Source organism: Bradyrhizobium sp. 138 (assembly GCF_023074075.1).
Taxonomy (GTDB): domain Bacteria; phylum Pseudomonadota; class Alphaproteobacteria; order Rhizobiales; family Xanthobacteraceae; genus Bradyrhizobium.
In genome coordinates, this window is the sequence record NZ_JADPKT010000003.1 from 24410 (window position 1) to 46456 (window position 22047).

16 protein-coding genes are annotated in these 22047 nt (G+C 64.5%); 8 read left to right on the forward strand and 8 right to left on the reverse strand.

Annotation, left to right across the window (positions count from 1 at the left end; translation table 11 throughout):
* Positions 1-79 precede the first annotated feature (79 nt).
* From IVA79_RS01160 to IVA79_RS01175, 4 genes are all read left to right on the forward strand, one after another.
* Positions 80-2443: an exopolysaccharide transport family protein gene (locus tag IVA79_RS01160; protein ID WP_247549726.1), complete on the forward strand. Its 2364-nt coding sequence runs from the start codon at positions 80-82 to the stop codon at positions 2441-2443.
* Positions 2436-3239 (forward strand): WecB/TagA/CpsF family glycosyltransferase, encoded by an 804-nt coding sequence (locus IVA79_RS01165; RefSeq protein ID WP_247549728.1) that lies wholly within the window; start codon positions 2436-2438, stop codon positions 3237-3239. The genes IVA79_RS01160 and IVA79_RS01165 overlap by 8 nt, the downstream gene beginning before the upstream one ends.
* Before the next feature lie 19 nt (positions 3240-3258).
* A complete protein-coding gene (gene galE / locus IVA79_RS01170; RefSeq protein ID WP_247549729.1) occupies positions 3259-4251 on the forward strand; it encodes a UDP-glucose 4-epimerase GalE in 993 nt (330 codons plus the stop codon).
* A gap of 221 nt (positions 4252-4472) precedes the next feature.
* On the forward strand, positions 4473-4814 hold the full coding sequence (locus tag IVA79_RS01175) for a hypothetical protein (RefSeq protein ID WP_157283101.1): 342 nt from the start codon (positions 4473-4475) through the stop codon (positions 4812-4814).
* On the opposite strand, the gene IVA79_RS01180 is transcribed toward IVA79_RS01175, so the two are convergent.
* On the reverse strand, positions 4788-8897 hold the full coding sequence (locus IVA79_RS01180; RefSeq protein WP_247549731.1) for an EAL domain-containing protein: 4110 nt from the start codon (positions 8895-8897) through the stop codon (positions 4788-4790). The two genes, IVA79_RS01175 and IVA79_RS01180, sit on opposite strands and share 27 nt — an antisense overlap.
* Positions 8898-9242: 345 nt before the next feature.
* Positions 9243-9698, reverse strand: a complete 456-nt coding sequence (locus tag IVA79_RS01185; protein ID WP_247549732.1) for an Lrp/AsnC family transcriptional regulator — start codon at positions 9696-9698, stop codon at positions 9243-9245.
* A 152-nt stretch (positions 9699-9850) separates the two neighbouring features.
* On the opposite strand from IVA79_RS01185, the gene IVA79_RS01190 reads away from it, so the two are divergent.
* On the forward strand, positions 9851-13282 hold the full coding sequence (locus tag IVA79_RS01190) for an indolepyruvate ferredoxin oxidoreductase family protein (RefSeq protein ID WP_247549734.1): 3432 nt from the start codon (positions 9851-9853) through the stop codon (positions 13280-13282).
* Positions 13283-13294: 12 nt separating this feature from the next.
* On the opposite strand, the gene IVA79_RS01195 is transcribed toward IVA79_RS01190, so the two are convergent.
* Positions 13295-14206, reverse strand: a complete 912-nt coding sequence (locus tag IVA79_RS01195) for a LysR family transcriptional regulator (RefSeq protein WP_247549735.1) — start codon at positions 14204-14206, stop codon at positions 13295-13297.
* 213 nt (positions 14207-14419) lie between these two features.
* Here IVA79_RS01195 and IVA79_RS01200 point away from each other — a divergent pair, with 213 nt between their 5' ends.
* Genes IVA79_RS01200 through IVA79_RS01210 form a run of 3 tightly spaced genes read left to right on the forward strand, consistent with a single transcriptional unit; the run spans position 14420 to position 17707 of the window.
* Positions 14420-15601 carry an HlyD family secretion protein gene (locus tag IVA79_RS01200; protein ID WP_247549737.1) on the forward strand — a complete coding sequence of 394 codons (1182 nt, stop codon included), beginning with the start codon at positions 14420-14422 and terminating at the stop codon, positions 15599-15601.
* Between the two features lie 4 nt (positions 15602-15605).
* A complete protein-coding gene (locus tag IVA79_RS01205) occupies positions 15606-17216 on the forward strand; it encodes an MDR family MFS transporter (RefSeq protein WP_247549739.1) in 1611 nt (536 codons plus the stop codon).
* Positions 17217-17245: 29 nt separating this feature from the next.
* On the forward strand, positions 17246-17707 hold the full coding sequence (locus IVA79_RS01210) for a carboxymuconolactone decarboxylase family protein (RefSeq protein WP_063197490.1): 462 nt from the start codon (positions 17246-17248) through the stop codon (positions 17705-17707).
* Between the two features lie 145 nt (positions 17708-17852).
* Here IVA79_RS01210 and IVA79_RS01215 read toward each other — a convergent pair whose 3' ends face one another.
* From IVA79_RS01215 to IVA79_RS01235, 5 genes are all read right to left on the reverse strand, one after another.
* Positions 17853-18713: a D-amino-acid transaminase gene (locus IVA79_RS01215; protein ID WP_247549740.1), complete on the reverse strand. Its 861-nt coding sequence runs from the start codon at positions 18711-18713 to the stop codon at positions 17853-17855.
* A gap of 122 nt (positions 18714-18835) precedes the next feature.
* On the reverse strand, positions 18836-19567 hold the full coding sequence (locus IVA79_RS01220) for an amino acid ABC transporter ATP-binding protein (RefSeq protein ID WP_247549742.1): 732 nt from the start codon (positions 19565-19567) through the stop codon (positions 18836-18838).
* A gap of 12 nt (positions 19568-19579) precedes the next feature.
* Entirely contained in the window at positions 19580-20272 is a 693-nt protein-coding gene (locus IVA79_RS01225; protein ID WP_247549744.1) for an ABC transporter permease subunit, read from the reverse strand.
* A gap of 3 nt (positions 20273-20275) precedes the next feature.
* Entirely contained in the window at positions 20276-21007 is a 732-nt protein-coding gene (locus IVA79_RS01230) for an amino acid ABC transporter permease (protein WP_247549745.1), read from the reverse strand.
* A 128-nt stretch (positions 21008-21135) separates the two neighbouring features.
* Positions 21136-22047, reverse strand: coding sequence for an amino acid ABC transporter substrate-binding protein (locus IVA79_RS01235; protein WP_247549747.1), 912 nt, complete (start codon positions 22045-22047; stop codon positions 21136-21138).

A 22047-nucleotide genomic window follows, 5' to 3' on the forward strand; every position in this document is an offset into this window, starting at 1 on the left:
TCACCTATATCCCGGGTGCATGGCGTAGAGCGAAGAGTAACCCCTCAGCCTGCGACAGTTGGAATGAAAGCTGGGGATCATGCTTGACTATAACCAGCCGATAGATCGGGCGAGACCCGAGCCCCCGCAACAGAGTCCCCAGGCCGGCTTCAACATGCTGGAGCTCGCCAATTTGCTCTGGCGGCGCAAGATCGCGATTGCCGCGGCGGCTCTGCTTGGCGCAATGCTCGCCGTCACCGTCGGCAAGAGCCTGACGCCCCGCTACACGGCCACCGCCCAGCTTTATGTCGATCCGCGCGAGCTTCAGCTCGTCGACCGAGAGCTCACGCCGCGCGCGCAGGACGTCTCCGGCATGTCGATGGTGGTGGAGAGCCAGGCGCGCCTGATCACCGCCAACAGCGTCCTGCTCAAGGTGATCCAGCAGGCCGGTCTCGACAAGGACCCGGAGTTCGGCGGCGGCGAGGCTGGGAGCCTGATGTCGTCGCTGCTCGGCCTGATCGGGCTGCAGCCCCGGGCGCCCACCGCTGCGGCCAACAACGAGGTGCAGCTTGCGGCGCTCGAGGCGCTGAACAGGCACATCACGATCCGCAAGACCGAAAAGAGCTTCATCGTCGACATCGAGGTCTGGTCGACCGATCCGGCGAAAGCCGCGATGATCGCCAACACACTGACCAATGCCTACCTCGCCGAATCCCGCAACTCGCAGGCTTCGGCCGCACGGCGCGCCACCAGCGATCTCTCCAGCCGCCTCAAGGAGCTGCGCGACCGGCTGCGCAACGCCGAGACCGCGCTCGCCACCTACAAGGCCCAGAACAATTTCGTCGGCACCCAGGATGCGCTGATCAGCGACCAGCAGCTCTCCGCCAGCAATCAGCGGCTGTCCGCGGCGCGCGCGGCGACGATGGATGCCCAGGCCCGGCTCGACCAGATCGAGGCAAGTCGCCGCGCCGCGGCCGATGCCGGCGCAATTCCAGAAGCGCTGCAATCGCCGACGATCGCGAATTTGCGCGCGCAATATGCCGATGCGCGCAAGAAGTATGCTGAGCAGGCCGGCGAACTCGGCCCGCGCCATCCGGCGCTGCGCCAGACCGAGAAGCAGGTCGAGGATCTCAAGCGCACCATCAATGAAGAGATCGACCGCTTCGCCCAGTCCGCCAAGAACGATCTGACCCGCGCCCGCGACTATGAAGCCTCGCTCAACCGGGCGCTGGAAGCGCAGAAGCGGCAGAGCGTGCAGCTCAGCCAGGCCGCCGTGCGCCTGCGCGAGCTCGAGCGCGAAGCCGAAGCCAGCCGCGACGTCTATCAATCCTTCCTCAAGCGCTCCCGCGAGACCGAGGAGCAGGAGAGCCTGAATACCTCGGCGGCTCGCGTCATCGGCGAGGCGACGGTGCCGCAGCGGCGCTCGTTCCCGCCGGCCATGAGCCTGTTCGCCATGATCGGCTTCATCTTCGGCGCGCTCGCAGCGGCGAGCTGGTTCGTTGCGACCGAACTTCTGTTCGCCGGTGCAACCGCACCCGCCCCCGCCCGCCGAGAGCGCAGGCCGGTCCCGGAGAAAACGCGCGCTCCCGAGGTTTCGCGGCCGCTGGAAGTGTCGCGGCCTGAGCAGGTGTCGCGGGCCCCGGAAGTCGCGCAGGCCCCGCCCGAACTTGCCGCGCCACCGCTGCAGCCGGCGATGGTCGAAAACCCCCTGATCGAAAAGCCGCTGATCGCACGCCTGCAGGAGGCCGACGTCATTCACACGCTCGGCGCCATTCTCGCCGCCGGCGGCGGCGTCGATCTCACCCGGCTGGGTTGGCCGACATTGCGGCCCGGCTTTCCCCTGACGAAGCTGCTCAACGCCTGGCGCGACATGCGCGCTGCCGTGGCCCGGCGTGCCGGCGGCAAGGCGATGCCGGTCATCGCGCTGGTCGGTGGCGGCGAGTCCGGACGCAGCGTGAGCGCGCTGAATTTCGCACTCGCGGCGGCGCGCGATGGCGTCCGCGTGCTGATGATCGACGCCGACCATCAGGTCCGTGCGCTCTCGAACAAGGTCAGCCGCCCCGGCAAGAGCGAGCCGAGCAGGCTCGGCTGGCTCTCGATCGGCAGCAAGGCCGCTCGCGAGATCAAGACCGTCAACGGCATTTCGGTGCTGCCGGCCGGCGAGGGCGATGCCGGCAAGGCTGCCGACGCGATCCGCAAGGCGATCGCGCAGGCGCGCGCCGCCGGCGGCTATGACCTCGTAATCCTCGACGGCCCTGCGATGCCGCTGTCGGCCGCCAGCCGCAAGCTGCTCGACGACACCGACGCGCTGGTGGCCGTGCTGCCGACCAGCCTCGACATCAACGACAGTCTGGAAGAGATCCTGACCGCGCTCGGCCGCGCCGAGCGCAAGCTCGTCGGCGTCGTGCTCGACGAGCTCACCCCGGCAATTGAAACGCGTCAGCGAGGCAGACAATATGCTTGAGCGCCGCGTCAACCTCGATGGACGGGCGGCGACTGCCGACGTGCCTCGGCTCACTGTCGGCGGGCTTCGCATGGCCGCGCTCGACCTGGAAGCGACCGCCGATTTCATGATCGAGGCGACAGATCCCAATCATCGCATCGGCCGTCCGTTGTTCCTGACCTCTGCCAACGGCGAGGTCCTGGCGCGCTGCTCGACCGAGCCGCAGACCGAGCGCCTGTTCCGCGCCGCCGACCTGATCAACGCCGACGGCCAGCCGCTGGTGGCGGCCTCGAAGCTGCAATCCTGGTTTCCGCTGCCCGAGCGGGTCGCGACCACGGATTTGTTCCACGTCGTCGCGCGCAAGGCGGAAGCGGTCGGCCGCACATTCTACATGCTCGGCGCCAGCGAGGCCGAGAACATCGTGGCCGTCGAGAACGTCCAGAAGATGTATCCGAATCTCAAGATCATCGGGCGCAGCCACGGCTATCTCAGGGGCGACGCGCTACGTGCGAAGGTCGAGGAAATCAACGCGCTCGCGCCTGATTATCTGTGGGTCGCGCTCGGCGTGCCCAACGAGCAGGCATTCGTGAAGGAGTTCACGCCGCATCTCACCAATGTTGGCGTTATCAAGACATCCGGCGGCCTGTTCAATTTTTTGTCCGGCAGCCGCTCACGCGCGCCGCAATGGATGCAGAAGATCGGGCTCGAATGGGTCTGGCGCACCTGGCTCGAGCCACGCCGCCTGTTCTGGCGCTATTTGACCACCAACCCCCGCGCGCTCTATCTTCTCTTCAGCCGCAACCGCCCCCTCCGCTAAGAGAAGAGCAGAAGACGACATGACTGACCGACCGACTGTCCTCGTTACAGGGGGCGCGGGCTATATTGGCTCGCATGCCTGCCGCGCATTGACCGCTGCCGGCTATCAGCCCGTCGTTTATGACAATCTCTCGACGGGCCATCGCAGCTTCGTTGCCGGCCCCCTGGTGACCGGCGATCTGCTCGACGGCACCGCGCTGGCCCGCGCATTCGCCGACCATGAGATCACGGCGGTGATGCATTTCGCGGCGGCGAGCCTCGTCGGCGAATCCATGACCGATCCGCAGAAATATTACGTCAACAATGTGCAGGGAACGCTGTCGCTGCTGCAGGCGATGCGCAATGCCGGATGCCATCGCATCGTGTTCTCCTCGACCGGTGCCGTCTACGGCAATGCCGACTCCAAGGAACTGCCGGAAGACTTTCCCTGCGCACCGATCAATCCCTACGGCGCATCGAAATGGATGATCGAGCGGATGCTGGCCGATTACCGCTCGGCCTATGGCTTCGGCGCGTTCTGCCTGCGTTATTTCAACGCCAGCGGCGCCGATCCCTCAGGCGGCATCGGCGAGCTGCGCGACAACGAAACCCACCTCATTCCCCGCGCCATGATGGCGCTGCAAGGTCATGTCGACTTCGCGGTGTTCGGCGACGACTACGATACACCCGATGGAACCGCGATCCGCGACTACATCCACGTCACCGACCTCGCGGCGGCGCATGTCGCGGCATTGAAGCTTCTCGAAGACGGGCATGCCGGCGGCAGCTTCAATCTCGGCACCGGTTCCGGCTTCTCGGTGCGCGAGATCCTCGACGCCATCAGACAAGAGACCGGGCGCGAAGTGCCCCACACCGTCAAGCCGCGCCGCGCCGGCGATCCCACCTATCTGGTCGCCGACCCCTCCGCTGCCCGGAAGGTGCTGAACTTCGTGCCGCGTCACTCCGACCTGCCTACGGTCATCCGCACCGCCTGGGCCTGGCACCAGAAGGCGCATCCGTTCAGGCCGCGCTAGGCAGCCATATTGCTCCTTGCCGGTGGGCACCTTCGACCGCTAAAGAGAATGACGCGACTATGACAGCCGCGCCGGCCGCTTTTCCGGCCGTCGCTTGCTTGTGGTATGGCCCCGATGGGCCGGCATACGGCCTCCGAGAGACGCCGTTCTTCAAAACTTCACGACCACGACCGAGTGCGCGCATCGGCCTGGTTTCAGGCGCGACAAGGAGCACCGAGCGAATGCATCAGGCCGCAAGCCTGCAATTCGAGCGCGTGGTGAACGAGTTCGCCCGCTGGCTCGCCGTGCCCGAGGACGAGCGCTCGCCGGCGCCGGCCTGGTGGTGGGGACCCGCGATCGCGGTGCTCGACGTGCGCCAGCCGATGCCAGGTGCGTGGTCGCATGCGCTCGGCCTCGAAGACGGATCGACCTTTGCCGAGGGCGCGTGCCTGCTCCTCGCTCTGTTCGAGGATCAGACCTCGGTGTCTTGGCCGGAGGATTTTCCACGCAAGGCAGACACCAAGGACGACGAGATTCGCGAGTTGCAGCCGCAGCCGTCAGACGACAGCGCGTTTCAGCCGTGACGCCGCAGGTTCCGTGACCGCAGCGTCCTGCTCCGGCTGGAGCGGTGGCGCGACAGCCATCGGCCGCAGCAGTTCCGCCATCTGCCGCGCCGGCAACGGCTTTGAAATGAGGAAGCCCTGCATCTCATCGCAGCCATGGCTGCGCAGGAACGCTTCCTGCTCGACGTTCTCGACGCCTTCGGCGACGACGGTCATGCCGAGCGCCTTGCCCATGCTGATGATCGCTTGCGCGATCGCCTGGTCCTCCGAATCCTGCGGCAGGTCCCGCACGAAGGAGCGGTCGATCTTGATGGTGTCGATCGGGAAGTGCTTCATCAACGACATCGACGAATAGCCGGTGCCGAAATCGTCGATGGCGAGACGAATGCCGCGGCTCTGGATGGCGTCGAGCACCTTGAGCGCGCGACCGACATTGCGCATCATCATGCTCTCGGTGACCTCGAGCTGGAGCAGCACCGGCGACATGCCGGAGGCCGCCAGCGCCTCGTCGACGTCCTGCAACAGATGCTCGTCGGCGAACTGCCGCGGCGACAGGTTGACCGCCATCGACAACGGCAGCAGGCCGCGGCGCTGCCAGGCCATGGCCTGCGCGCAGGCCTCCTTGAGCACCCAGCGGCCGATCGGCACGATCAGCCCGGTTTCCTCAGCAAGCGGAATGAACTGCGCCGGCGAGACGTTGCCGAGATCGGGATGCGTCCAGCGCAGCAGCGCTTCGACGCCGGTGATCTGGCCGGTCTCCATCTCCACCTTGGGCTGGTAGTTCAGCGAGAACTGCTCGCGCTCCAGCGCCCGGCGCAGCGCGCTCTCCAGCGACAATCTTTCGATCGACTGGGTCTTCACTTCCTTGGAGAAGAAGCGGTAGCCGTTCTTGCCGTCTTCCTTGGCGAGATACATCGCCATGTCGGCGTTCTTGGTCAGCGTCTGCGCGTCGGAGCCGTTGGCCGGATACATCGCAATGCCGATCGAAGCCGTGGTGTGGCATTCGTGGCCGGCCAGCTCCATGGGTTCGGCGAGCGCCGTCAGGAGCCCGGTCGCGATCCGCTGGACGAGATCGATCTCGCCGCATTGATCGAGGATCACCACAAACTCGTCGCCGCCGAGCCGCGCCACCACGTCGCTCGTCCGCAGCGCACTGCGCAGCCGGTTCGCCACTTCGAGCAGAAGCAGGTCGCCGGCCTCGTGGCCCAGCGAGTCGTTGATGACCTTGAAACGGTCGAGATCGATGAACAGCACCGCAAAACGGTGATCGTGGCGCTCCGCTGTGGCGATCGCCTCGCGCAAGAGCCCGTTGAAGGTCTCGCGGTTCGGAAGGTCGGTCAGACTGTCATGCGAGGCGAGGTACTCGATCCGCTCGTCAGCCTTGTTCTTCTCGTCCGCGCGATCGAAATTCTCCATCGCGAAGGCAACGTTGTCGGCAAGGCGCTGCAGCAGCTCGACGAACTCGGCCGTGAAAGTGGCGGGCTCGGTCGACATGTAGATCATGACGCCGACCGCCTGGTCATGCACGATCAGCGGAAACGCGGCGCCCGACCGCGCGCCGTCGCCGCGCACGACGGCGTGGAAGGCGCTCACGCGCTGGTCGTTGAGATAGTCGTTGCTGATGCAGGGCTGGCGGGTGCGGAACGCCGTGCCGCTCATGCCGCGCCCTTCGGGCCGCTCCGGATCGATGGAGAGGCGGACATTACGGGTGGTGTCGGACGACGGTCCGGCGCTGGCAACGATCTTGAGCTGGTCGCTGTCGGTGCTGGCGAGTGCGATGGTTGTCGAGGTGAACTTGGCGCCGTTCGATGCCGCGAGGCACACGAGGTCGAACAATTCGGCGCGCGACTTTGCCCGCGTGATCGCCTCGTTGGTCGCGCTCAGGGCCGCGAACATCCGCGTGAGCCGCTCCTTCTGCGCCTCGGTGCGGGCCTTTTCCTCGGCACGATCGAAATTGTCGAGCGCGAACGAGACGTTTTCCGCGAGACGGGCCAGCAGCTCGACCAGATCGGGCGTGAATGTATCCGCCTCCGGTGCAAGGAACAGCAGGATGCCGATTGGCTCCTGGCTGGCGCGCAGAAGCGGAAAGCTTGCAGCAGCGCGGGTCCCGTCCTCGACTGCCTTGGAGTGCCAGTATGCCGAGCGCGGGTCGTGCATGTAGTCGTTGATGACACTGGGCCGGCGCGTCCGCACCGAGGTTCCGATGATCCCCTGGCCCTCGGGATGATCCGGGGAAATCGCACAGCTGCGCCCGACCATCCGCTCCTGGAGCCGCCCCTTCACGGCAACGACCCGGACCAGCTCACATGTCTCGTCGATGATTCCGATCGTCGCCGAGGCGAACATGTCGCCCAGCACGGCCGCCTGACATGCGACGTCGAACAGCTGCTCGCGAGTCTCGGCGCGCATGATGGCTTCGTTGGTGGCGCTCAACGCCGCGAACATGCCGCTCAACCGGTCTCGCTGCTTGTCGGCCTTCGCCTTCTCCTCGGCGCGGTCGAGATTTGCGATCGCAAACGACACGTTGCGCGCAAGACGCTCCAGCAGTTCGAGCAACTCGGGCGTGAACGTGCCGATCTCGAGGGAATTGAACAGGAACACGCCCTCGATGCGATCGCCGTTGAGCAACGGCAACGCAGCGGAAGACTTGACGCCGGTGCGATGCGCGCTGTCGTGCCACAGCTTGAGCCGCTCATCGGACAACAGGTCGTTGGCCAGGCAGGGCTTTCTGGTGCGGAAACACGTACCGGTCAGGCCTCGTCCTTCCGGTATCGTGTCCGTCGTTGCAAATTTGAGCCTGCGCACCTCATCGGAATTCGGACCGGCAGAGGCGACGACGCGCAGCAGCTCGGAGGCGGGCTCGGCGAGCGCGATCGTCGCCGAGCCGAACTTGCCGCCCTGCACCGACGCTTCGCATACGAGATCGAACAGCTCGGCACGTGATGTGGACCGGATGATCGCTTCATTGGTCGCGCTCAGCGCGGCATACATGCGCGCGAGCCGTTCCTCTTCTCGTGCGATCTGTGCCTTTTCCTCGTCGCGATCGAAATTCTGGAGCGCAAAGGAAACGTTCTCCGCCATGCGCAGAAGCAGCGCGACGACTTCCTGGTCCTTGGCCCAGGACTTGCTGATGAAGAACAGGATGACGCCGACACTCTCGCCACACTTGACCAGGGGAGCCGCGACGCAGGCTGCAACACCCGTGTTGACATTGGCCTGCTCCCACGGCGTCCCCCTGGTGCGGCTGACGAGGTCGTCCTCGACATAGGACTTTTGACTGCGGAAGACATTGCCGGAGATGCCGCGCCCATAGGGATTGTCGGCATCGACGGAATATTTGGTCTGTGCAACGAGCTCCAGATTCTGGCCGGTGCCGGCAACGGGCTTCAGCCAGTGGGATTCCCGCTCCTTCAACAGAACGGCCGTCGCCAATGACTTGCCGCCATGGACCGAGGCGTCGCACACCAGCTGATACAGCTCCTGCTCGGTTTTGGCGCGCAGAATGGCCTCGTTGGTGGCGCTGATGGCGCCGAACATGCGGTTCAGCCGCCGCGTCGCCCGCTCGCTGGTCTTCCGCGCGGACTCACGCGCGAAATTGTCCAGCGCATAGGAAATGTTGGCTGACATGCGCTCGAACAGCGACACCATCTGCTCGCTCAGCGAGCCGGCATCGCGGCGGGTCACGTAGAGCACGCCGACACTCTTGCCGTTGCAGAGCAGCGGCAGCGCCGCAGCCGCGCCGATGCCAGCCGAAGCCGCGCCCGCGCGCCATGCCAGCGAACGCGGGTCGTTCAGATAATCGTTGCTGATGCACAGCTTCTGTTCGCGAAACGCCTCGCCACCGACGCCCGAGCCCTCGGGTGTACCGGCTTCCGTCGTGATCACGATGGAGCGCAACCGCGGAATGTCGTCGCCGCAGCCGGCCACGAAGCACAGCCGCCGGCCATCCGGCCCCACCAGGAACACGGCGACCGCCAAAAAGTCCCCGCTCGAAAACCCGGCGTCGCAGACCTTCTGGTACAGCTCGTCCGGCGATTTCGCGTAGAGGATCGCTTCGTTGATGGCGCTCAACGCCGCAAAGGTGCGCGCGAGTGTCGTCGGCACGGTCTCAGCTCCCGGGCATTTCTGCCTGTTTTTCCCGGGTGCCTTTATGAATAGCCATCGCCTAAGTGGTCGTTATTGCGCGTCGCAAACCGTCGATCAAAGTGAATGAGCTGCGAACGAGGCGAGCCAAACTGCCGGAAATACCGCCACGCGGCACGAATCCCCAACCAAAGGCGCGCTCTCTTTACGGATTTGCAGCCCTGTATTGGTTTACGGGAGATTGAGCGCGGCTCCGCACGCGGTACCGTAGGGTGGGCAAAGCGAAGCGTGCCCACCACCTTCGCAAATCAAGGTGAGATAGTGGACACGGCGCAAACGCGCCTTTGCCCACCCTACGGCATCTTTTCAAAACGGCAGTGCCACGCCGGTCTTGATCTCCTTCAGCACCACGTTGCTGCGGACATAGCGGATGCCGGGAATGCGGAACATGAACTCGTCGAGGAAGCGGTTGTAGGCCGCCATGTCCTGCACGACGACGCGCAGGTGATAATCGGCATCGCCCGTGGTCGCAAAGCACTCCAGCACCTCGCGACGTTTGGTGACGCGGGACACAAACTCGTCGACGAATTTGGCGTCGTGCCGCTCCAGCGAGACGTGGAGAATGGCCGACATGGCAAAGCCCGCCTGCTCGCGTGCGACCAGCGCCGCGTAGCCCCGAATGACCCCAGCCTCCTCCAGCGCGCGCACCCGGCGCCAGCAGGCAGAGGTGGACATGCCGACCTCGTCCGCCAGTTGCTGGTTGGTGGCACGGCCGTCCTTCTGGAGGTGCGCGAGAATCCGCGTGTCCTGGTCTTCGATCATGAACCCCACCAAACGGATGATTCCACCGAATTGTAGACCAAATCGGACAATTCTACCAGAACAGCCTAGATACGAGGAAAAATGGGTAAGACCTACCAGCCGCCCGGGCCTAACCTTGTTCCCATCCGGCAGGGATGCCGCGGGAGGTCCGCATGGACGCCATTCCGTCGCTCGACACCTACGAACTCTCCGACCGCTATGACCGTGAAGAAGGCCGTGTCTTCCTCACGGGCACGCAGGCCATCGTCCGCATCGCGCTCGACCAAGCCAGGCGCGATCGCTCGCGTGGGCTCAACACCGCCGGCTTCATCTCCGGCTATCGCGGCTCGCCGCTCGGCGGCGTCGATCTCGAACTCTGGCGCATCCAGGAACGGCTGAAGCGGGATCGCATCAAATTCCTTCCCGCGGTGAACGAGGACCTCGCCGCGACCGCGGTACTCGGCTCGCAGCAGGTCGAAACGCAAGGAGACCGCGAGGTCGATGGCGTGTTCGGCCTCTGGTACGGCAAGGGTCCGGGCGTCGATCGTTCCGGCGACGCACTCAAGCACGGCAATGCCTACGGATCCTCGCCGCATGGCGGCGTGCTGGTGGTCGCCGGCGACGACCATGGCTGTGTCTCCTCCTCGATGCCACACCAGTCCGACGTCGCCTTCATGAGCTGGTTCATGCCGACGCTGCATCCCGCAAGCGTCGGCGAATATCTGGAGTTCGGCGAATATGGCTACGCGCTGAGCCGCTTCTCCGGCATGTGGGTCGGCTTCAAGGCGATCTCGGAGATCGTGGAGTCAGGCGCCTCCGTCGCGCTGCGCCCGCCGCGCGCCTTCCGCACGCCGGACTTCACGCCGCCGCCTGATGGACTGCACTATCGTTGGCCCGACCTGCCGGGCCCGCAGATCGAGGAACGGCTGGAGGCGAAGAAGCACGCCGTCTATGCCTTCGCCAAGGCCAATCCGATCGATCGCCACATCTATGACATCCCGAACGCGACCTACGGCATCGTCACCACAGGCAAGGCGCATCTCGATTTGATGGAGGCGCTGCGGCTGATGGGCCTCGATGAAGCCGCTTGCCGCCGCATCGGCATCGACGTCTACAAGGTTGGCATGGTCTGGCCGCTGGCGTTGCACGACGCCATGGATTTCGTGAAGGGCAAGCGCGAGATCCTCGTGGTCGAGGAGAAACGCGGAATCATCGAGAGCCAATTCAAAGAGTATTTTTACGACTATCCCGGGGCGAAGCCCGAGCGCATGGTCGGCAAGCACGACGAGCAAGGGGCGCGGCTGATCTCGTGGATCGGTGAATTGTCGCCGCGCGCGCTGGCGGGCGTGCTGGCGCGGCGGCTCGATCCGATGTTCCCGGGCCTCAACCTCGCCGCACGCGCGGCCGCACTGTTGCCGGAGGCCGCACGCACCATCAACGTCCCGGGCGCAACGCGCACGCCCTATTTCTGCTCGGGTTGCCCGCACAACACGTCGACGAAGGTGCCCGAGGGATCGAAGGCGCTGGCCGGCATTGGCTGCCATTTCATGGCGAGCTGGATGGACCGGGAGACCTCGTCGTTGATTCAGATGGGCGGTGAAGGGGTGAACTGGGCGGCTTCATCAAGATTCACCGGCCACAAGCACATTTTCCAGAACCTGGGCGAAGGCACCTACTACCATTCCGGCTCGATGGCGATCCGGCAGGCGATCGCGGCCAAGGCCAATATCACCTACAAAATTCTGTTCAACGATGCCGTCGCCATGACCGGCGGCCAGCCGGTCGACGGTCCCGTCAGCGTCCATGCGATCGCGCACAGTGTCCGCGCCGAAGGTGTGACGCGCATCGCGCTGGTGTCGGATGATCCCGCACAGTTCTCGCCTGCCGACCTGCCGGCCGGCGTCACCATCCATCCGCGCGAGGAGATAGATGCCGTGCAGCGCGAGCTGCGCGAGGTCTCCGGCGTCTCGGTGCTGATCTATCAGCAGACCTGCGCCACCGAGAAGCGGCGCCGGCGCAAGCGTGGGCGGATGGCCGACCCCAAGCGCTTCGCCTACATCAACGATCTCGTCTGCGAAGGCTGCGGCGACTGCTCGGTGGAATCCAACTGCCTCAGCGTCGAGCCAAAGGAGACACCGTTCGGCCGCAAGCGCCAGATCAATCTCTCATCCTGCAACAAGGATTTTTCCTGCCTCAACGGCTTCTGTCCGAGTTTCGTCACTGTCGAAGGCGCGACGCGCCGGAAGAAGAGTGCGAGCCAGATCGACGCCGTCGGCCATGCGGCCACGCTTCCCCTCCCCGTCTCTGCAACGCTCGAGGGTCCCTACGATCTGCTGGTGACGGGCGTCGGCGGCACCGGCGTGATCACCGTCGGCGCACTGATCGGCATGGCTGCACACCTCGAACGTCGCGGCGTCTCGGTGCTGGACTTCACCGGCTTTGCACAGAAGTTCGGGCCTGTGCTGAGCTTTATCCGGCTTGCGCCAGGTCCCGAGGCCCTGCACCAGGTGCGCATCGACCAAGGCGCAGCCGATGCGCTGATCGGCTGCGATCTCGTCGTCAGCTCTTCGCCAAAAGCGTCCGGCACCTACCGCCGCGGCACGCGCGCCGCGGTCAACACCGCGGAAATGCCGACCGGCGACGTCGTCCGCTTCCGCGACGCCGATCTCGCCTCCCCCGCCCGCCTGCGCGCGATCGGCCAGGTGATCGGCGAGCACAACCTCGGCACGATCAATGCCAACGCGCTGGCGGAACGGCTGCTCGGCGATGCCGTCTATGCCAATATCATCATGCTCGGCTTTGCCTGGCAGCGCGGGCTGGTCCCGATCTCGCTTGCAGCACTGCTGCGCGCGATCGAGCTCAATGGCGTCGCGGTCGAGCGCAACAAGCAGGCCTTTGCCTGGGGCCGGATTGCGGCTTCCGATCCGGACTTCCTGCCGAAGGTGAACGAAGCGTTCACAGCCGAGACGCTCGACCAGATCATCGACCGTCGCGCCGACTTTCTCACCGCCTATCAGGACGGCACCTATGCGGCACGTTACCGGACAACCGTCGCAAGGGTCCGCGCTGCCGAAGCCGTTCTGAACAGCGAGGCTCTGACTGAGGCAGTCGCACGCGCCTTGTTCAAGCTGATGGCCTACAAGGACGAGTACGAGGTGGCGCGGCTGCACATGCAAAGCGGATTCCTCGATGAGCTGAAGCGCGAATTCGAGGACGGCTTCAGCGTCCGCTACCACCTTGCCCCGCCCTTCCTGCCGTCAAGGCGCGACGCGCGCGGACGTCCGCGCAAGCGCGCGTTCGGTCAGTGGATCCAGACCCCTCTCGCCGTGCTGGCGCGCTTGAAGGGGCTGCGCGGGACAGCGCTCGATCCGTTCGGCTACACCCGGGAAAGGCGCACCGAGCGCGAACTGATCGCGTGGTATGAAGGCCTGATCGAACGAATGCTCGGCGAGCTCGATACGGCGCGTCTTCCTGATCTCGTCGCAATCGCGAAGGCGCCGATGGAGATCCGCGGCTACGGACCCGTGAAGGAGGCTGCGATCGCGTCAGTCAAGGCGAAGGTCGAATCCCTGGTGGCGCGGCCGGCAGCGCTGCGAGCGGCCTGACCGCCTCCTTGCTCATGAATACGGATTGATCAGCTTCTGCTGCTCAGCACTGTGCTGCACGAGCATGTCGATGAAGGTGCGGACTTTCGCCGACAGATGATGACGGTGCGGATAGACCGCGTTCATCGACAGCTCGACCGGGCGATATTCGGGCAGCAGCCGCACGAGGTGACCGGCTTCGAGATCGTCCCGAACGAGAAACCCGGCCATCAGGCAGACGGCCGCGCCCTCCAGCGCCACCTTCCGCAGCGCTTCCCCGCTGTTGGTGATGAAGCTGCCGGAGATGCGCACCGATGCCGGCGAGCCCTTGCGATCGAGGAAGCGCCAATCGTCACCGAAGGGATAGTTCAGGTGCCGGGCGCAATTGTGCGTGGCGAGCTCGTCGAGCTTCTGAACACGACCATGCCTTTCGAGATAGTCGTGCGAGCAGCACAGCACGTGGCGCCAGGTGGCGAGGCTGCGGACGATCAGGCTCGAGTCCGGCGGCGACGTCATGCGCAGAGCGACGTCATAGCCTTCCTCGATGAGGTCGATTTCGGCCTCGCCCATACGCAGATCGATCTTGAGCTCGTTATAGGTCGACAGCAGTTTCGCCACCACCGGCGTGACGAACGGCACCATGTGCGTGGCGACGTGGATGCGCAATGTGCCGCGCGGCACCGACTGCAATTCGCTCGCGATGTCGTCGGCCTGTTCGAGATCGGCCAGGATCTGGACGCAGCGGTCATAATAGGCCTTGCCGATCTCGGTGAGGTTGACCTTGCGCGTGGTGCGGTGAAGCAGCCTCACCCCGAGCCGGTCTTCCAATGCCTGAACGTGATTGCTCACCATGGTGGTCGACATGTTGAGCTTGCGGGCTGCTGCGGAGAAGCCGCCGGTCTCGACCACCCGGCTGAACACTTCGAGGCTGGTCAATCGATCCATGGCTTCCCTTGCTCGAGGATGTACGCCTCAGCAGCAATCGCGCGACAGAGTCGGCAATCGCGCTGGGGCAGTCGCGCGCCTAGCCCGGTAGACATCTCGAACCAGGGCGACGGCTCAGATTATCCGCTCTCAATGGATAATCCTTCCAGAATTTAGCCAATTATCACCCGGGCCGGCAAGACCGATAGTCTCAGCGAGCGACAGGAGACCGCAATGTCCGAGATGCCCCGCACCGAGACCTTCCAGCAAGCAACTGAAATCACGCGCGATTACGCCAAGGCGCCACCCGCGGTCCCGGCCCGGAGCAGGGTCCGGCGGGCGGCGCTGGTGCTGGCGCTGCTCGCAGGCACGGCCACCATCGCCTACTACGGACACGATTACTGGACCCACGGCCGCTATCTTGAGACAACCGACGACGCTTACGTAAAAGCCGACTCCACGATCATCGCGCCCAAGGTTTCCGGTTACATCGCAAGGGTGCTGGTCGGCGACAACGAGAAGGTCAGGGCAGGCCAGGTGCTGGCCAAGATCGATGACCGCGACTTCAAGGCGGCCCTCGACCAGGCACGCGCCGACGTCGCTGCTGCCGAAGCCTCGGTGCGCAATATCGATGCCCAGCTCGAACTGCAGCAGCCGATCATCGAGCAAAGCACGGCCGATGTCGCTGCTGCGGATGCCAATCTGAAATTCGCTCAGGAGGAGCGCGCCCGCTACGACGAGCTGATGAAGTCGGGCTCCGGCACGATTCAGCGCGCGCAGCAGACCGACGCGGCGCTGCGCGCCAGCAGCGCGCAACTGCAGCACGCGAAGTCAGGCCTTCTCGCCGCCCAGCGCAAGGTCGACGTTCTCACCACCCAGCGCGCCCAGGCCACCGCTCAGCTCGAGCGCGCCCGCGCGGTCGCGCAGCAGGCGGCGCTGAACCTGTCTTATACCGAGATCACCGCGCCGGTCGACGGTACGGTCGGCGCCCGGAGCTTGCGCGTCGGCCAATACGTACAAGCTGGAACGCAATTGATGGCGGTGGTGCCGCTCGATGCGGTCTATGTCGTCGCGAATTTCAAGGAGACCCAGCTCACGCATGTGCGGCCCGGACAGCCGGTCGAGCTGCACGTCGACAGCTTCCGCAGCAAGACCCTGCGCGGCCATGTCGACAGCCTGTCGCCGGCGAGCGGGCTCGAATTCGCGCTGCTGCCGCCGGACAACGCCACCGGCAATTTCACCAAGATCGTGCAGCGCGTTCCCGTGAAGATCGTGCTGGACGACCACAGCCTGACCGGCCTGCTGCGCCCCGGCATGTCGGCCGTGCCGACCGTCGATACGAAGGCCACGGTGCTGGCCGAGCGCGAGACGGCCAAGCGCCTTGCCGATAGCGCATCCCAAGCGAATGGCAGCTGACCCCATGAGCACGTTCCAACCGACCGTCAACGCTGCTGCCGGCCTCACCGCCTCCGCTACGCCTGCGGCACCGGCGGTGTCAGCAAAAACCTGGATCGCGGTGATCGGCGCCACGCTCGGCGCCTTCATGGCGGTGCTGAACATCCAGATCGTCAACGCCTCGCTCGCGGACATTCAGGGCGCGATCGGCGCCGGCATCGACGACGGCGGCTGGATTTCGACCTCCTATCTGGTCGCGGAGATCGTGGTGATCCCGCTTTCCGGCTGGCTCGCACAGGTGTTCTCGATCCGGATCTACCTGCTCACCAACGCGATCCTGTTCCTCCTGCTGTCGGCGGCCTGCGCACTGGCGCAGGACCTGCCGCAGATGATCGTGCTGCGCGCCGTACAAGGGTTCACCGGCGGCGTTCTGATTCCGATGGCGTTCACGCTGATCATCACGCTGCTGCCGCGTGGAAAACAACCGGTCGGTCTTGCGTTGTTCGCGCTGTCCGCGACGTTCGCCCCCGCGATCGGCCCGACCATCGGCGGCTATCTCACCGAGAATTTCGGCTGGGAGTACATCTTTTACGTCAACCTCGTCCCCGGAGCGATCATGGTCGGCATGCTCTGGTACGCGCTGGACGCAAAGCCCATGAAGCTATCGCTGCTGCGCGAGGGCGACTGGGCGGGTATCATCACCATGGCGATCGGGCTGTCGGCTCTGCAGACCGTGCTGGAGGAAGGCAACAAGGACGACTGGTTCGGCTCACCCTTCATCGTCAAACTGTCCGTGATCGCGGCCGTTGCCCTGGCCGCCTTCCTGATCATCGAGCTGACGGTGAAGAAGCCGCTGCTCAATCTGCGCCTGCTGGTCCGGCCCAATTTCGGCTTTGGCATGCTCGCAAATTTCCTGCTCGGCATCGCGCTCTACGGTTCCGTGTTCATCCTGCCGCAATATCTGGCGCGCATCCAGGGCTACAATGCCGAGCAGATCGGCATGGTGCTGGCCTGGACCGGATTGCCGCAGCTCCTCTTGATCCCGCTGGTGCCGCGCCTGATGCAGCGGTTCGACGCGCGGTTCATCATCGGCGTCGGCTTCGTGCTGTTCGCGGCTTCCAACTTCATGAACATCTATATGACCACCGACTATGCCGCCGACCAGCTGCTGTGGCCCAATATCGTCCGCGCCATCGGCCAGGCATTGGTGATGGCGCCGCTGTCCGCGGTCGCGACCGCAGGCATCGAGCCGGAGAACGCGGGCTCGGCCTCCGGCCTGTTCAACATGATGCGCAATCTCGGCGGCGCCGTCGGCATCGCACTGCTCCAGACGCTGCTGACCAAGCGCGAGCAGTATCACTCCAACGTGCTGATGCAGTCGGTCTCGGTGTTCGAGCAGGCCACCCGTACACGGCTGGAGCAGCTCACCCAATATTTCGTCAATCACGGCATCCTCGACCGTGCAGACGCCGCGCATCGTGCCTATGTCGCGATTGGCCACGTCGTGCAGAAGCAGGCTTATATCCTTGCCTTCAGCGACACGTTCTACCTGCTCGGCATGGCGCTGATCGTGGCGTTGGCTGCCGTCCTCTTCCTGAAGAAGCCCGGTCAGACTTCGGCCGGTGGAGCCCACTGATCCCCACCGAAAACATAAGGAGAACGACCATGAAGCCCCGCATGAACTTCTACCAGGCCGCCCCCGACACGATGAAAGCGCTGATGGCGCTGGAGGAGCAGATCCAGTCGACCGGACTCGAGAAATCATTGATCGAGCTCGTCAAGATTCGGGCGTCGCAGATCAACGGCTGCGCCTTCTGCATCAACATGCACACCGAGGACGCCCGCAAGCGCGGCGAGACCGAGCAGCGCATCTACCTGCTCAATGCCTGGCGCGAATCCCCGCTCTATTCCGACCGTGAGCGTGCGGCGCTGGCCTGGACGGAATCGGTGACGCTGATTTCGCAGACGCACGCGCCCGACGATGTCTACGAGCAGGTTCGCGCACAGTTCTCCGATGCAGAGACGGTGAACCTGACCATGCTGATCGGCGCCATCAACGCCTGGAACAGGATCGCAATCGCGTTCCGCGCCGTGCATCCGGTGAAGGTGAAGGCGTCGGTGGCGTGAGGGGTACGACGCGCCTCAGCGCAGGTCTCGTAGGGTGGGCAAAGGCGCACTTGCGCCGTGCCCACCGTCTCTTCATGAGTTCAACAAAAGACGTGGGCACGGCGCTTCGCGCCTTTGCCCACCCTACGGCAGCTGAACGTGTGGCTCAGACCGCCGTCGCCTTGGCGAATTCTACGTAGATCTCGCGCAGGCGCGTTGCCATCGGGCCGGGCTTGCCGTCGCCGATCTTGTTGCCGTCGATCGCAACCACGGGCTGGACGAACAGGGACGCCGAGGTCGCAAAGGCTTCCTTCGCTGCCAGAGCCTCGGCGACCGTGAACGAGCGCTCCTCGACGCGAAGCTGGCGCTCTTCGGCGAGCGCCACCACGGCCTTGCGGGTGCAGCCAGGCAGGATCGCGTTGGAGTTCTTGCGGGTGACGATGACGTCGTCCTTGGTGAGGATGAATGCCGAGGACGAACCGCCCTCGGTGACGTAGCCGTCTTCCAACATCCAGGCCTCGCCCGCGCCGGCTTCGGCCGCCGCCTGCTTTGCCAAGACCTGCGCCAGCAGGGCTACGCTCTTGATGTCGCGGCGCTCCCAGCGGATGTCGGGCACGGTGATCACGTTGATGCCGGTCTTGGCCGAGGCTGCGTTGATGATGTCCTTCTCCGAGGTGAACATCACCAGGCTCGACTTGATGTCACCCTTGGGAAACGCGAAGTCGCGGCCCTTGTCGGCGCCGCGCGTCACCTGGAGATAGACGAGGCCGTTGTCGACCTTGTTGCGCGCGATCAGCTCCTTCTGGAGCTCGGTGATGCGTTCGACCGTCTCGGGCAGCTTCAAGCTGATCTCGCCGACCGAGCGCTCCAGCCGCGAAAGATGCGAGGCGTTGTCGACCAGCTTGCCGTCGAGCACGGCCGAGACCTCATAGATGCCGTCGGCGAACAGGAAGCCGCGATCGAGGACCGAGATTTTGGCGTCCGAGAGCGGAACGAATGAGCCGTTGACGTAAGCGATCGGGTCCAAGGCAGGTCTCCTGGCGAGAAGGGGGATTGGCTCTCGGTATAGGAGATTTGGCGCGCCCGATAAACCCTACTCTTCGTCATCCCGGGGCTCGACTGCGTCGCGCCCCGGGATGACCGAGAAAGTTAATGCGACAGGATCTTCGACAAGAACTTCTGCGCGCGGTCGCTGCGAGGCTTGCCGAAGAAGTCTTCCTTCGCTGCGTCCTCGACGATCTCGCCGCGGTCCATGAAGATGACGCGATTGGCCACTTTGCGGGCAAAGCCCATCTCGTGGGTCACGACCATCATGGTCATGCCCTCATGAGCGAGATCGACCATGACGTCGAGCACCTCGCTGACCATTTCCGGGTCGAGCGCCGAAGTCGGCTCGTCGAACAGCATGACGATCGGATCCATGGCGAGCGCACGGGCGATCGCAACGCGCTGCTGCTGGCCGCCGGACAGGTTCGCGGGATACTTTTGCGCCTGTTCCTTGAGGCCCACGCGCTCCAGCAGCTGCATGCCTTTCGCCATGGCCTTGTCGCGCGACCGGTCGAGCACCTTCTGCTGCGCGAGGCAGAGATTGTCGATGATCTTCAGGTGCGGAAACAGTTCGAAATGCTGGAACACCATGCCGACGCGCGAGCGCAGCTTAGGCAGATTGGTCTTGGGATCGTTGACCTTGATGCCGTCGACACTGATGTCGCCGCTCTGGAACGGCTCCAGCGCGTTGACACATTTGATCAGCGTCGACTTGCCCGAGCCCGAGGGGCCGCAGACCACCACGACCTCGCCCTTGGTGACGCTGGTGGTGCAATCGGTCAGCACCTGGAAGCTCGGGCTGTACCATTTGTTGACGTGGCTGATTTCGATCATGAGCTTTTAGCCCTAGCGAATGATGGCGATGCGCGCCTGCAGGCGGCGGACGCCGTAGGACGCGATACAGGAAATGGTGAAATAGACGACCGCTGCGAACAGATACATTTCGACCAGGCGCCCGTCGCGTTGCGCCACCTTGCTCGCCGCTCCCAGGAAGTCCGTGATCGAGAGGACGTAGACCAGCGAGGTATCCTGGAACAGCACGATGGTCTGCGTGATCAGAACCGGCAGCATGTTGCGGAAAGCCTGCGGCAGCACGACGTAGCGCATGGTCTGGGCGTAGGTCAGCCCGAGCGCGCTGGCCGCGGCCGGCTGGCCGCGCGAGATCGACTGGATGCCGGCGCGCATGATCTCGGAGAAATACGCCGCCTCGAACATGATGAAAGTGATGAGCGAGGATGCGAACGCGCCGACGCTGATCGGGCGCGAGGCGCCGGTCACCCACTGCCCGATATAGGGCACCAGGAAGTAGAACCAGAAGATGACCAGCACCAGCGGCAGCGAGCGCATGAAGTCGACATAGACCCCCGCGATCCGGCCAAGCAGCTTGAGGCCGGACAGCCGCATCAGCGCGAGCGCCGTACCGAACACCAGGCCACCGAGGGCTGCGAGGCCCGTCAGCGTCAGTGTGAACGTCATGCCCTCGTAGAACAGATAAGGTAGCGCGCGGCGGATGACGTCGAAATCGAGATTGCCGAACATCGCTTATTTCCCCGTGATGTAGCCGGGGATCGCGACCCAGCGCTCGAGGAAGCGCATCGCGGTCACGACGACGGCGTTGACGAGGAGGTAGAGGATGGTCGCGGCGGTGAAGGCCTCGAACACCTGGAACGAGAATTCCTGCATCGAGCGCGCCTGTCCGGTCAGCTCGAGCAGGCCGATGGTGATCGCGACCGCCGTGTTCTTGATGGTGTTGAGGAACTCGGACGTCAGCGGCGGCAGGATGATGCGGAACGCCATCGGCAGCAGCACGTAGCGATAGCCCTGCGTGGTGGTCAGGCCCAGCGCGGTTGCCGCCATCTTCTGTCCGCGCGGCAGTGAGCCGATGCCGGCCTGCAGCTGCACGGCCACGCGCGCCGACATGAAGAAGCCGACGCCGATCGCCGCGGTCCAGAACGGCGCGTTGGGCAATTGCTTCAGCCAGGTGCCGGCGCCTTTTGGCAGCAGTTCCGGCAGCACGAAGAACCACAGGAAGAGCTGCACGAGCAGCGGCATGTTGCGGAAGAATTCGACATAGGCAAAGCCGAACCAGTTCGCTCCCTTCGATGGCAGCGTACGCATCACGCCGACGAGCGAGCCGGTGATCAGCGCGATGACCCAGGCCAGCGCCGCGGTCTTGAGGGTCAGCGCCAGGCCCGACAGCAACATGTCGAGATAGGTGCCGGTCCCCATCGGGTTCGGCTGGAAAAAGATTCCCCAGTTCCAGTTATAGTTCACGTGTCCCCCGCGCGAACGCGCCAGTCATGGATGTCCCGGCGCCTATGCAAATGTCCGGCCATTCTCCCTCCAGAAGGGCCGAAATGTACCGTCTCTCCCCGCACGCGGGGAGAGACGGATAGCGCATCTTACTTGTAATCGTCCGGGTTCGGCGAGTCCGTTGGCTTGGCGAACTCGTTTTTCAGCTCGGCCGAGATCGGGGTGTTGAGGTTCAGCCCCTTCGGCGGGATCTTCTGGGTGAACCACTTGTTGTAGATCTTCTCGGCCTCGCCGGAGGTGTAGAGCGCGGCGGTCGCCGCATCCACAACCTTCTTGAAGGCAGCGTCGTCCTTGCGCAGCATGATGCCATAGGGCTCCGGCTTGGAGAACGCATCCTTGGAGATGACGTAGTCATCCGAGTTCTTCGAGCCGGCGACGAGGCTCGCGAGCAGGATGTCGTCCATCACGAAGGCGATCGCGCGGTCGGTCTCGACCATCAGGAAGGCTTCGGCATGATCCTTGGCCGGGATGATGTTGGCGCCGAGGCTCTTGGCGACGTTGGCCTCGGTGAGCTGCTTGATGTTGGTGGTGCCGGCAGTCGAGACCACGGTTTTGCCCTTGAGGTCCTCGATCGACTTCAGGCCGCTCGACTTCTTGAAGACGTAGCGGCTGGCGGTCAAATAGTGGGTGTTGGTGAAGGCGACCTGCTTCTGGCGCTCGGCATTGTTGGTGGTCGAGCCGCATTCGAGGTCGATCGTCCCGTTCGCCATCAGCGGGATACGGGTCGCCGACGTCACCGGGTTGAGCTTGACCTCGAGCTTGTCGAGCTTGAGCTCCTTCTTCACCGCGTCGACGATCTTGTGACAAATGTCCATGGCGAAGCCGACCGGCTTCTGGTTGTCGTCGAGATAGGAGAACGGGATCGAGGAGTCGCGGAAGCCGAGCGTGATCGCGCCGGTGTCCTTGATGTTCTTCAGCGTGCCGGTCAGCTCCTGGGCCCCGGCCTGGCTGACGGCGAAGGTCGCGGCGAGCGCGAGCCCAATGCTACGGAAATGTTTCAC

Excerpts from the sequence above, each read along its gene's own strand:
- IVA79_RS01160 (WP_247549726.1), top strand. The coding sequence starts at position 80 with ATGCTTGACTATAACCAGCCGATAGATCGGGCGAGACCCGAGCCCCCG.
- IVA79_RS01165 (WP_247549728.1), top strand. The coding sequence starts at position 2,436 with ATGCTTGAGCGCCGCGTCAACCTCGATGGACGGGCGGCGACTGCCGAC.
- galE (WP_247549729.1), top strand. The coding sequence starts at position 3,259 with ATGACTGACCGACCGACTGTCCTCGTTACAGGGGGCGCGGGCTATATT.
- IVA79_RS01175 (WP_157283101.1), top strand. The coding sequence starts at position 4,473 with ATGCATCAGGCCGCAAGCCTGCAATTCGAGCGCGTGGTGAACGAGTTC.
- IVA79_RS01185 (WP_247549732.1), bottom strand. The coding sequence starts at position 9,698 with ATGATCGAAGACCAGGACACGCGGATTCTCGCGCACCTCCAGAAGGAC.
- IVA79_RS01190 (WP_247549734.1), top strand. The coding sequence starts at position 9,851 with ATGGACGCCATTCCGTCGCTCGACACCTACGAACTCTCCGACCGCTAT.
- IVA79_RS01195 (WP_247549735.1), bottom strand. The coding sequence starts at position 14,206 with ATGGATCGATTGACCAGCCTCGAAGTGTTCAGCCGGGTGGTCGAGACC.
- IVA79_RS01200 (WP_247549737.1), top strand. The coding sequence starts at position 14,420 with ATGTCCGAGATGCCCCGCACCGAGACCTTCCAGCAAGCAACTGAAATC.
- IVA79_RS01205 (WP_247549739.1), top strand. The coding sequence starts at position 15,606 with ATGAGCACGTTCCAACCGACCGTCAACGCTGCTGCCGGCCTCACCGCC.
- IVA79_RS01210 (WP_063197490.1), top strand. The coding sequence starts at position 17,246 with ATGAAGCCCCGCATGAACTTCTACCAGGCCGCCCCCGACACGATGAAA.
- IVA79_RS01220 (WP_247549742.1), bottom strand. The coding sequence starts at position 19,567 with ATGATCGAAATCAGCCACGTCAACAAATGGTACAGCCCGAGCTTCCAG.
- IVA79_RS01225 (WP_247549744.1), bottom strand. The coding sequence starts at position 20,272 with ATGTTCGGCAATCTCGATTTCGACGTCATCCGCCGCGCGCTACCTTAT.